10 protein-coding genes are annotated in these 10,910 nt (G+C 70.8%); 4 read left to right on the forward strand and 6 right to left on the reverse strand.

Annotated features, from left to right (window positions below):
* Positions 1–141: 141 nt before the first annotated feature.
* Genes whiA through uvrC form a run of 4 tightly spaced genes read right to left on the reverse strand, consistent with a single transcriptional unit; the run spans position 142 to position 5,337 of the window.
* Positions 142–1,131: a DNA-binding protein WhiA gene (gene whiA / locus OG747_RS10510; RefSeq protein WP_345655399.1), complete on the reverse strand. Its 990-nt coding sequence runs from the start codon at positions 1,129–1,131 to the stop codon at positions 142–144.
* Positions 1,122–2,192 carry a uridine diphosphate-N-acetylglucosamine-binding protein YvcK gene (gene yvcK / locus OG747_RS10515; RefSeq protein ID WP_405879025.1) on the reverse strand — a complete coding sequence of 357 codons (1,071 nt, stop codon included), beginning with the start codon at positions 2,190–2,192 and terminating at the stop codon, positions 1,122–1,124. The genes whiA and yvcK overlap by 10 nt, the downstream gene beginning before the upstream one ends.
* On the reverse strand, positions 2,189–3,160 hold the full coding sequence (gene rapZ / locus OG747_RS10520) for an RNase adapter RapZ (RefSeq protein WP_405879026.1): 972 nt from the start codon (positions 3,158–3,160) through the stop codon (positions 2,189–2,191). Before rapZ ends, yvcK begins: the two co-directional genes overlap by 4 nt.
* Positions 3,157–5,337, reverse strand: coding sequence for an excinuclease ABC subunit UvrC (uvrC, locus tag OG747_RS10525; RefSeq protein ID WP_405879027.1), 2,181 nt, complete (start codon positions 5,335–5,337; stop codon positions 3,157–3,159). Before uvrC ends, rapZ begins: the two co-directional genes overlap by 4 nt.
* A gap of 345 nt (positions 5,338–5,682) precedes the next feature.
* On the opposite strand from uvrC, the gene OG747_RS10530 reads away from it, so the two are divergent.
* The gene (locus OG747_RS10530) at positions 5,683–6,630 is read left to right on the forward strand and encodes a hypothetical protein (protein WP_405879028.1); all 948 of its coding nucleotides are present in this window, start codon (positions 5,683–5,685) and stop codon (positions 6,628–6,630) included.
* Positions 6,631–6,640: 10 nt separating this feature from the next.
* Here the strand turns inward: OG747_RS10530 and OG747_RS10535 are convergent, their stop codons facing one another.
* The gene (locus tag OG747_RS10535; protein WP_405879029.1) at positions 6,641–7,045 is read right to left on the reverse strand and encodes a Rieske (2Fe-2S) protein; all 405 of its coding nucleotides are present in this window, start codon (positions 7,043–7,045) and stop codon (positions 6,641–6,643) included.
* Between the two features lie 226 nt (positions 7,046–7,271).
* On the opposite strand from OG747_RS10535, the gene OG747_RS10540 reads away from it, so the two are divergent.
* Positions 7,272–8,339: a LacI family DNA-binding transcriptional regulator gene (locus tag OG747_RS10540; protein WP_405879030.1), complete on the forward strand. Its 1,068-nt coding sequence runs from the start codon at positions 7,272–7,274 to the stop codon at positions 8,337–8,339.
* Positions 8,336–9,247, forward strand: a complete 912-nt coding sequence (locus tag OG747_RS10545; RefSeq protein ID WP_405879031.1) for a carbohydrate kinase — start codon at positions 8,336–8,338, stop codon at positions 9,245–9,247. Before OG747_RS10540 ends, OG747_RS10545 begins: the two co-directional genes overlap by 4 nt.
* A 56-nt stretch (positions 9,248–9,303) precedes the next feature.
* Here OG747_RS10545 and OG747_RS10550 read toward each other — a convergent pair whose 3' ends face one another.
* Positions 9,304–10,158 carry a helix-turn-helix domain-containing protein gene (locus OG747_RS10550; protein WP_405879032.1) on the reverse strand — a complete coding sequence of 285 codons (855 nt, stop codon included), beginning with the start codon at positions 10,156–10,158 and terminating at the stop codon, positions 9,304–9,306.
* A gap of 100 nt (positions 10,159–10,258) precedes the next feature.
* Here OG747_RS10550 and OG747_RS10555 point away from each other — a divergent pair, with 100 nt between their 5' ends.
* Positions 10,259–10,834, forward strand: coding sequence for a YceI family protein (locus tag OG747_RS10555; RefSeq protein WP_405879034.1), 576 nt, complete (start codon positions 10,259–10,261; stop codon positions 10,832–10,834).
* The last annotated feature ends 76 nt before the right edge of the window (positions 10,835–10,910 follow it).

A 10,910-nucleotide genomic window follows, 5' to 3' on the forward strand; every position in this document is an offset into this window, starting at 1 on the left:
CCACAGCAGCGAACAGATGCCAGGCTCATGACACTTCATGGTCAAGTCAAGGGTGCCTCACAGGAACGCCAACGCCGGTGCCGATGTCCCAAGTGGGCATCGGCACCGGCGCGTTGAGCTTCTGGTGATCCATCGGACTGGTCAGCCCACGAGGTTGTCCGCCATCTCCTCGGTGAGGTTCGACTCCGTCCCGGGGATGCCCAGATCCTGGGCCCGCTTGTCGGCCATCGCCAGTAGCCGGCGGATACGGCCGGCGACGGCGTCCTTGGTCAGCGGCGGATCGGCGAGCGCGCCCAATTCCTCCAGAGAGGCCTGCTTGTGCTCCATGCGCAGCCGTCCGGCTGCCGCGAGGTGTTCCGGCACCTCGTCGGCGAGGATCTCCAGGGCGCGCTGTACGCGGGCCCCGGCGGCGACGGCGGCACGGGCCGAGCGGCGCAGGTTGGCGTCGTCGAAGTTGGCGAGCCGGTTCGCCGTGGCGCGGACCTCGCGGCGCATCCGCCGCTCCTCCCAGGCCAGCACCGACTCATGGGCGCCCAGGCGGGTCAGCAGCGCGCCGATCGCGTCCCCGTCCCGTACGACCACCCGGTCCACGCCGCGCACCTCGCGTGCCTTCGCGGCGATCGACAGGCGGCGGGCAGCGCCGACGAGTGCGAGCGCGGCCTCCGGGCCCGGGCAGGTCACCTCCAGGGAGGAGGAGCGGCCCGGCTCGGTGAGCGAGCCGTGCGCCAGAAAGGCCCCGCGCCAGGCCGCCTCGGCGTCGCAGGTGGCCCCCGAGACCACCTGCGGCGGCAGGCCCCGGATCGGGCGCCCACGGCCGTCCACGAGCCCCGTCTGGCGGGCCAGCTGGTCGCCGCCCGCGACGACGCGTACGACATAGCGGGAGCCGCGGCGCAGACCGCCGGGCGCCATCACGATCAGTTCGGAGCTGTGGCCGAAGATCTCCAGGATGTCCCGCTTCAGGCGGCGCGCCGCCATCGCGGTGTCCAGCTCCGCCTCGATCACGATCCGGCCGCTCACCAGGTGAAGGCCGCCGGCGAACCGCAGAATGGCGGAGACCTCCGCCTTTCTGCAGCAGGTCCGGGTGACGGGGAGCCGGGAGATCTCGTCCTTCACCGCTGCCGTCATCGCCATGGGCCGATCCTTCCATGCATCCGAAAAATACGGTCGTACGCGGCAGCCAACAGCTCCGGGTCGTGCCGCGGAGATCCGTCGGTCCGGGCCACCGGCGCCAGCTCGACCGCGGCACCGAACCGCTCGGCGGCTTCGGTGAGTGAGTCGCGGTCGGGCACGGCGGCCTCGTCGGCCAGCACCACGTCCAGGGCGAGTTTAGGGGCGTGTCGTCCCAAAACCTCCAAATGACGCTGCGGGGAGAAGCCCTCGGTTTCTCCGGGCTGCGGGGCGAGGTTCAGGGAGAGTACCCGGCGCGCCTTCGTCTGGGTGAGGGCATCGAGGAGCTCGGGCACCAGAAGATGCGGAATCACCGAGGAGAACCAGGAGCCGGGGCCGAGCACCACCCAGTCCGCGTCGAGGACCGCCGCCACGGCCTCGGGGACGGCGGGCGGGTCGGCCGGCACGACGTGCACGGACTGCACGTCGCCGGGCGTGAGCGCCACGGTCGCCTGCCCCCGTACGGTGTCCACGTCCTCGGGCCGCTCCGGGTCGTGCCCCTTGACCAGGGCCTGGAGCTCCAGGGGTACGGCGGACATGGGCAGCACGCGGCCGTGCGCGCCAAGGAGCTTGCCGACCAGGTCCAGAGCCTGGACATGGTCGCCGAGCTGTTCCCACAGGGCCACGATCAGCAGATTGCCGACCGCGTGCTCGTGCAGATCCCCGTGGGACTGGAAACGGTGCTGGATGACGCGGGCCCAGGTCTGACCCCAGTCGTCGTCGCCGCACAGCGCGGCCAGGGCCTTGCGCAGGTCGCCGGGCGGCAGCACGCCCAGCTCGTCGCGCAGCCGCCCGCTGGAGCCTCCGTCGTCGGCCACGGTGACGACGGCGGTGAGGTCGCCGGTGATCCGGCGCAGCGCGGCGAGCGAGGCGGACAGTCCCATGCCGCCGCCGAGGGCGACGACCTTGGGCTGGGCACCGCGGCGGCGCGGCTTCCCGCCGCGCGCCTCGGCGGGCCTGTCGCCACGTCCCTCGGAGGCGACCCGGCGCAGCCTGCTCAGCCGCAGTGCGGCACGTCCGGTCACTCTCGCCCCATGTCCCGGTGGACAACCACGGTCTCCACGCCCTGGGAGGCAAGACGGGCGGCGAGCTTCTCGGAGGTGGCGACCGAGCGGTGCTTGCCGCCGGTGCAGCCGACGGCGATGGTCACATAGCGCTTGCCCTCGCGCCGGTAGCCGGCGGCGATGAGCTGGAGCAGCTCGGCATAACGGTCGAGGAACTCCTTGGCGCCGGGCTGGTTGAAGACATAGGCCGCGACCTCCTCGTTGAGGCCGGTGTAGGGGCGCAGCTCCGGAACCCAGTGCGGGTTGGGCAGGAAGCGCATGTCCACGACCAGGTCGGCGTCGACCGGCAGGCCGTACTTGAAGCCGAAGGACATGACGGTGGCCCGCAGCTCGGGCTCCTCCTCGCCCGCGAACTGGGCGTCCATCTTGGCGCGCAGCTCGTGCACGTTGAGGCTGGAGGTGTCGATGACGAGGTCGGCGTCGCCGCGCAGCTCGCGCAGCAGCTCGCGCTCGGCGTCGATGCCGTCGACGATGCGGCCGTCGCCCTGGAGGGGGTGCGGGCGGCGCACGGACTCGAAGCGGCGCACCAGGGCCTCGTCGGAGGACTCCAGGAAGACGATCCGCCGGGTGACGTTCTTCGACTCCAGGTCGGCGAGGGACTCGCGGAGGTTGTCGAAGAAGCGGCGGCCGCGTACGTCGACGACGACCGCGATCCGCGCCACGTTGCCCTGGGAGCGGGCGCCGAGCTCCACCATGGTGGGGATCAGCGCGGGCGGCAGGTTGTCGACGACGAACCAGCCGAGGTCCTCCAGACACTTGGCGGCCGTGGACCGGCCCGCTCCGGACATCCCGGAGATGATCACCAGCTCGGGGATGGCGGCGTCGGGTACTGCGACCGTCTCCATCGTCGTACTTCCCTGCGTTCCGTCGGCGGTCTGCGGTGCGTTCTCTTGGTGCTCTTGTTGCTCTTGTCGTTCGTTCTCGCTCATGTCTCCTGCCCCCGTCGCTCGTACGAGGCGCCCGCGGACACGGGCTCCTCCGGGGAGCCCGCCGTCGTATCGGGCGCCCCGTCTTCCTCGTCTTCCATGATCTCTCCAGTCGCCGTGTTCACGGCGGGCGCGGCCGGAACCGCCTGGGCGAGGGCCACGGCGATCGCCTCGGCCGTCTTGCGGCCTATGCCGGGAACCTCACAGATCTGGTCGATCGTCGCGGATCGCAGCCTCTTCACGGAGCCGAAATGCTTGATCAGCGCCTGCTTGCGGGTCTCGCCGAGGCCCGGCACCTCGTCCAGCGGGCTCGCCTTGAAGCGCTTGGCCCGCTTGGTGCGCTGGTAGGTGATGGCGAACCGGTGGGCCTCGTCACGGACGCGCTGGAGCAGGTACAGCCCCTCGCTGCTGCGGGGCAGGACCACCGGGTCGTCCTCGTCCGGGAGCCAGACCTCCTCCAGGCGCTTGGCGAGGCCGCAGACGGCGATGTCGTCGATGCCGAGCTCGTCGAGGGCCTTCTTGGCGGCCGCGACCTGCGGCTGGCCGCCGTCGACGACGACGAGCTGCGGGGGGTACGCGAAGCGCTTGGGGCGGCCGTCGTCCTCGGTAAAGGCGTTCTCGGCGAAGGCGCTCTCACCATTGGTGACGGCTTTCTCATCATTGGTGACGGCTTTCTCGCCGTTGGTGACGGCTTTCTCGCCGTTGGTGACGGATTTCTCACCATCGGCCTTCTCACCATCGGCGACGGCGCTCTCGCCGTCCGTCCACTCGCCCGTCCGCTCCTTCTCGGCGAGGTAGCGCTTGAAGCGGCGGGTGATCACCTCGTGCATGGAGCGGACGTCGTCCTGGCCCTCGAAGCCCTTGATCTGGAAGCGCCGGTACTCGCTCTTGCGCTGCAGCCCATCCTCGAAGACGACCATGGAAGCGACCACGTCATCCCCTTGGAGATGCGAGATGTCGTAGCACTCGATCCGGAGCGGGGCGCTGTCCAGGTCGAGGGCCCCGGCGATCTCCTCCAGGGCGCGCGAGCGAGTGGTCAGGTCGGAGGCGCGCTTGGTCTTGTGCAGGGCGAGCGCCTGGAGCGCGTTGCGCTCCACGGTCTCCATGAGTGCCTTCTTGTCGCCGCGCTGCGGAATACGGAGGGAGACATTCGCCCCGCGGCGCTCGGTCAGCCACTCCTGGACGGGCTCCACGGGGTCGGGCAGCGCCGGGACGAGCACCTCCTTGGGGACGGAGTCGCCCGTCTCCTCCCCGTAGAGCTGCTGGAGCGCGTGCTCGACGAGGTCACCGGTGGTGACGGCCTCCACCTTGTCGGTGACCCAGCCGCGCTGGCCGCGCACCCGGCCGCCGCGCACGTGGAAGATCTGCACGGCGGCTTCCAGCTCGTCCTCGGCGACGGCCATCAGGTCTGCGTCGGTCGCGTCGGCGAGCACGACCGCGTTCTTCTCCATGGCCTTCTTCAGGGCCTCGATGTCGTCGCGCAGACGGGCCGCCCGCTCGTACTCCATCTCCTCGGCCGCGTCCGTCATCTGCTTCTCCAGACGGCGGATGTACGTCCCCGTACGGCCGGCCATGAAGTCGCAGAACTCCTCGGCCAGCTCACGGTGTTCCTCCGCGGAGACCCGCCCGACGCAAGGAGCGGAGCACTTGCCGATGTAGCCGAGGAGGCAGGGGCGGCCGGTGCGGGCGGCATTCTTGAACACGCCGGCCGAGCAGGTGCGGACCGGGAAGACGCGCAGCAGCAGGTCCACGGTGTCGCGGATCGCCCATGCGTGCCCGTACGGACCGAAATAGCGCACGCCCTTGCGCTTCTGGCCGCGCATCACCTGCACGCGCGGGAACTCCTCGTTCATCGTCACCGCTAGGTACGGATAGCTCTTGTCGTCGCGGTACTTGACGTTGAACCGGGGGTCGTACTCCTTGATCCAGGAGTACTCCAGCTGCAGCGCCTCGACCTCCGTGGACACCACCGTCCATTCCACGGACGCGGCCGTGGTGACCATGGTGCGGGTGCGGGGGTGCAGGTTCGCCAGATCCTGGAAGTAGCTCGCCAGGCGCTGGCGCAGGCTTTTCGCCTTTCCGACGTAGATCACCCGGCGGTGCTCGTCGCGGAATTTGTACACCCCGGGAGAGTCCGGGATCTGTCCCGGCTTGGGGCGGTAGCTGGAGGGGTCGGCCATGTCACCACCCTACTGGCGAGGGCTGACACCGCGACGGCCTCCCGGCCCGCCCGGCCCTCCTCTTCGTCCCCGGCCCGGCGCCGGCTGTTCATCTCAGGAGCGGTGACGCTCGGTGACGCGGTTCGGGACGGCCGAGGCGAGGGCGGGGAGGCGGTACGACAGGTTGAGCAGGTTCCGCATCAGGTGTTGTCGGGACTTGGTCAACACGCTTCAATGCGGGGGAACTCGGGGTCGTGGACGGCGACAGGCGCGTGTGAACAAGCCCCGCGCGCCGACCGGGCGCCCCGGGGACCCACAACCGACGGTCTGACCAGCCGTTGTGAACATTCACAGAAAGGCCCCTCCATGCGGCACGGCACACAGCACGCTGACGTCGCCACGGCGGAACTGGAGGCGGCCCTGGCGGGCGGTCCCTTCCATGTCGCGCTGCGCGCCGCGATCGCCGCACGCGGCCTGCCGCTGCAGCGCGTCCAGCACCATCTGTCGCGGTACGGGGTCAAGGTCGGGGTGACGAGCCTGAGTTACTGGCAGCAGGGCGCGCGGCGCCCGCAGCGCCCCGAGTCACTGCGGGCCGTACGCGCCCTCGAGGAGATACTCCAGCTCCCGGACGAGTCACTGATCCGGCTCCTCGCCAAGGCCGACGAACGCTCCGACCCGCAGCGCCCCGGGGGCCGCTCCTACCGCTCCCTCGTGGAAGCCTCCGGTGTCCTGGAACAGCTCCTGGCCGAGCTGGACGCACCGCTCGACGGCGGACTGCACACACTCTGTCACCACGAGCGGGTCCGGATCGGGGCACACCGTGAGCTGCTGGCGCGCGAGTCCCACCACATCGTGCGCGCTCACAAGAACGGTGTGGACCGCTTCGTGGCCATCCACCACGGCGACCCGGGATGCGCCCCGGCGCGTGCGGCGGTCCACGCCCTGGAGAACTGCCGCACGGGACGGGTGCGTTGGCACCACGACACCGGGGTGCTGGTGGCCGAACTGCTCTTCGACACGCGGCTGCGTGCAGGCGATACGTTCCTCTTCCGCTACGGCTTCGAGGACGGCACGGCCGGAGCGTCCAGCGAGTACGTGCGCGGGTTCGGCTTCGCGGGCGGGCAGTACGCCCTCCAGGTGCGGTTCGCCCAGGAGGCGCTGCCCGTGCGCTGCCACCGGTTCACCCAGCACTCTGCGGCGGCCCCGCGCAGCGGCCGCCAGGAGCTGAGGCTGAGCGGGCGCCATCACTCGGTGCATCTCGTCGAGCCGCGGGTGCGGTCGGGGATCGTGGGGATCGGCTGGGACTGGGAGTGACCCCGTCCGGTCACGGACCCGCGACGATCTTCCCGCCCTTCGCCTCCACGGACAGCTCCTTCAGCGGCACGGTGGCCGGCGCCTGCAGCACCTTGCCCGTCGCCGCGTCGAATTCGCTGCCGTGGCACGGGCAGATCAGCGTCGTGCCCTGAAGCTTGTTGATGGCGCACCCGGCGTGCGTGCAGATCGTGCTGAACGCCTTGAGGGAACCGTCCTCGGCCCGGCTGACCACGACGTTCTCGTCCCGGTACAGCTTGGCGGCCCCCTTGGCGACCTCGCTCTCCGCACCCAGCTCGACGGGCGCGGTCGGCCTCGCCGGAGTCCCGCCGCCGCTGCCGCCGGAGCACGCGGTGAGGACGATCCCGGCGACCGGCGTGAGCGCCGCTCCTCGCAGGACGGTACGGCGGGCAGGCATGGTGTCTCCACGGGTCGGGGCTGAGTGGCGCATGTCGACGATACCGGTACGGATCATTCCGTCTTGAGCGGGTGCCGAGCGGCCGCGGAGCAGGTGACGGTGACAGGACGTAAACGTTTGCGCAAGCGTTTACGTCCACCGTCGAATGCGATACTTTCCCGCCCGAGGACAGCCGACCACGGCCTGAAAGGGACGGCCGGGAGGGACGACCGGGAGGGGCGACGCGATGGCAACGATGGTCGACGTGGCAACGCACGCGGGGGTGTCCGTGGCGACCGTCTCCCACGTGCTCAACGACACGCGTCCCGTGCTGCCCCATACCCGCCAGGCCGTGCTGGACGCCATCGACGCGCTCGGCTACACGCCCAACACCCTGGCCCGTTCGCTGGTGACCGCGCGCACCCGGTCCATCGGGCTCGCGGTGTCGGCGATCAGCAACCCGTACTTCACGGAAATCCTCCAGGGCGTCGAGGCCGGCGCTCTGGAGCACGGCTACGGACTGCTCCTCGCCGATCCCCACGACGACCCACGGCACGAGCGCAAGGTCGTCCAACTGCTGCACGAGCGCCGCGTCGACGGCCTGATCGTCGCTCCCTCGGCGGTTCCCGACACGCTCCTGCGCTACCTGGGGCAGCACGGCGTGCCGACCGTGTTCCTGGACCGCCTGGTCGAGGCCCCGGCCGACCACCCCTTCCGCTTCGACCAGGTCTGCACCGAGAACGCCGAACCCATGGCCCAGCTGGTCACGCATCTCGCCGAACGGGGCCACAAGCGCATCGGACTCGTCGCGGGCCTGCCCGGGCTCAGCACCACGACAGAACGTATCTCCGGCTACCGTCGCGGCCTCGCGGGTGCCGGGCTCCCCTACGACGAGCGGCTCGTGGCACACGGCGACTCCGAGGCGGCTGCCGCCGAGCGCGCCACCGACGCGCTGCTCTCCCTCGCGGCACCCCCGACCGCGCTGGTCACCGGAAACAACGCGATGACCATCGGTACCCTGCGCGCTCTGCGTGAGCGCGGTCTGTCGGTCCCGGACGACCTCGCGCTGTGCTGCTTCGACGACTTCGCCTGGGCGGACCTGTTCGCGCCCCGGCTGACCGCGATCTCGCAGCCCAGCAGGGAAATCGGGGCGCAGGCCGTCCGGCTGCTCCTGGAACGGCTTGCCGCGCCGGACCACCCCGCCCGCACCCTGCGGCTCCCCTGCGCCTTCGTCCACCGCACGTCGTGCGGCTGTGCCGAGCCCCCCAAGAGCACTCGGCGTCCCGAGAGCCCCGCGAAAGGATCCCTGTCGTGATCGTCGTCGCCGGTGAGGCCCTGATCGACCTGGTACCGCAGGGCGCGGGCGCGCTCGTGAACCTGCGGCCCGCCCGCGGCGGCGGCCCCTACAACACGGCCGTGGCGCTGGGCCGCCTCGGCTCCCCCACCGCCTTCTACTCCCGGGTCTCGTACGACGCCTTCGGCGAGGCGCTCCTGGGCGGGCTGCGCGACGCGGGCGTCGATGTGTCCTCCGTGCAGCGCGGTACGGAGCCGACGACCCTCGCGGTCGCCTCCCTCGACGCGAACGGCTCGGCCGCGTACTCCTTCTACGTCGAGGGCACGGCGGATCGTCTGTTCGCCACGCCTGACCGACTCCCGGACGCGACAAGGGCGATGTCCTTCGGCACCTGCTCGCTCGTCCTGGAGCCGGGCGCGAGCGCCTACGAGGAGCTGATGCGGACCGCCGCCGCACGTGGCGTGTTCACCGCGCTCGACCCGAACATCCGGGCCGGTCTCATCCCTGACGCGGACGCCTATCGGGCCCGCTTCAAGAGCTGGCTGCCGTCGGTGTCCCTCCTCAAGCTCTCGGAGGAGGACGCGCTGTGGCTGGGCGGCACGCCACGCGAGTGGCTGGCGTCCGGTCCCGCGGCCGTCGTGATCACCCAGGGCGGCGACGGTCTGACGGTGTTCACCCAGGACGGCTCCGTCCACTCCGTCCCCGGGGAGCGGGTCGAGGTCGTGGACACCATCGGCGCCGGTGACACGGTGAACGCGGCCCTGCTGCACGGCCTGGCCGTGCGGGACGCGCTGTCCCCGGCGGCGCTGGCCGAGCTGGGTGCCGACGGCTGGAGCGAGCTGCTGCGGTTCGCGGCCCGCGCGGCGGCCATCACCTGCTCACGAGCGGGCGCGGAACCCCCGTACGCCGATGAACTCGGCGCCCCCTGAGGCCGTTGGACCTCGTTGGACCTCGTTGGACCGGCTTGGCCCCGGGATCAGTTGGATCACCCTCTGACGGCCCGCAGCGCCCCGGGCTGCCGCCCGTTGAGCCGGTCCAGCGCACTCGCCGTCACGTCGTCGGCGGGAACATGTACGACCATGCGGTAGCCGTCGTCCGGCAGGGTGAGCATCTCGTACGCCAGGCGCAGCGGGCCGGCCACGGGGTGGGCGATGTGCTCGATCCCGGTGCGTCGGGGGATGGCGGGCACCGCCGCGAGCCGGTCCGTGAAGCGGGCACCCGCGGTGACCGTCAACTCGTCTGCCAGGGCGGTGACGTACGGGTCGTGGGGCAAGGCCTCGTTCCTCAGGTGGGCGACCTGTTCGTCGGCCGCCCTCTCCCAGTCGGTGTAGGCGGCTCGCGCCCGCTCGTCGGTGAACACATAGCGGCACATGTTGGGCTGCTTGCCGTCGAGCACACCCAGCGGTCCTGCGAACCGTCGATAGCCGGTGGTGCAGGCGAGGATGTCGCCGATCCAGTTCATCAGCACGGCGGGGGTGGGCTCCAGCCGGTCCAGCATCGCCTGCAGGGTCGGGCGCACGGTGCGGGTGGGCTCCACCGCGGAGGGGCAGAACACTGCGTCGGCACCCGCTGCCTTGACGAGCCGGCGCAGCAGGATCCGCTCCGTCACGGGCAGGTGCAGCGCGTCGGCGAGCACGCCCAGGACCTGTGGTGACGGGTTGCGGTCGCGGCCCTGCTCAAGCCGGGTGAGGTACTCGACACTGATACCCGCGAGCGTGGCAAGCTCGGATCGGCGCAGCCCCGGAGTGCGACGGCGCGGGCCGGTGGGCAGTCCCACCTCGGCAGGTGTGATCGCTTCACGGCGGGAGCGCAGGAAGGTGCCGAACTCGTTGTCGCTCACGCATCGAACGTACAACGCGGGCGCCGTCGGATCGTGGCCCTCTCACTACCATTCTCGGCCCGGCCTCCCTCCGAGCCGTACGGCCGCGCAGGGTGGAGCCATGACTTACGACAACTCCCCGACCACGTATGCCGCTTCCCTGCCGCTCGCTCCCGGTGACTGGGAGCTCGATCCCCTCCACTCGGCCGTCAACTTCACCATTCGCCACCTCGGGATCGCCAAGGTACGCGGCCGCTTCAGTGAGGTGAAGGCCGGACTGTACGTCGGTGAGACGGCCGACGATGTCAGGGTGAGCGCCGAGATCGCTCTTGCCTCTGTCGACACCGGGAACCCCGACCGCGACGCGCACACGCGCTCGCCCGAACTGCTCGATGTGGAGAAGCGTCCGACGATGACCTTCCGCGCGACGCGGGTGTCCGGCGACGGCGAGGACTGGTCGATGGAAGGTGACTTGGCCATCGGGGACGTGACCCGTCCGGTCACCTTCGCCGTCGAGTTCGGCGGGGTGGTGGACTCCCCCGTCGACGGTCGCCGGCACGCAGGGTTCGAGGCGACGGGCGAGATCCGGCGCAGCGACTTCGGTCTGGACTTCGGGACCGGGCTCCTCGGTGATGTTGTCAAGGTGCAGTTGGACATGCAGTTCGTCGAGCCACAGGGGCAGAAGCAGGGCGGCTGACTGTGCAACGTGCGGCGCCCCACGGGGAGTTCCCGTGGGGCGCCGTATTTCTTGCGACTTGTCAGGCCTTGACCGG

It is taken from the genome of Streptomyces sp. NBC_01384 (assembly GCF_045040035.1).
Classification (GTDB): domain Bacteria; phylum Actinomycetota; class Actinomycetes; order Streptomycetales; family Streptomycetaceae; genus Streptomyces.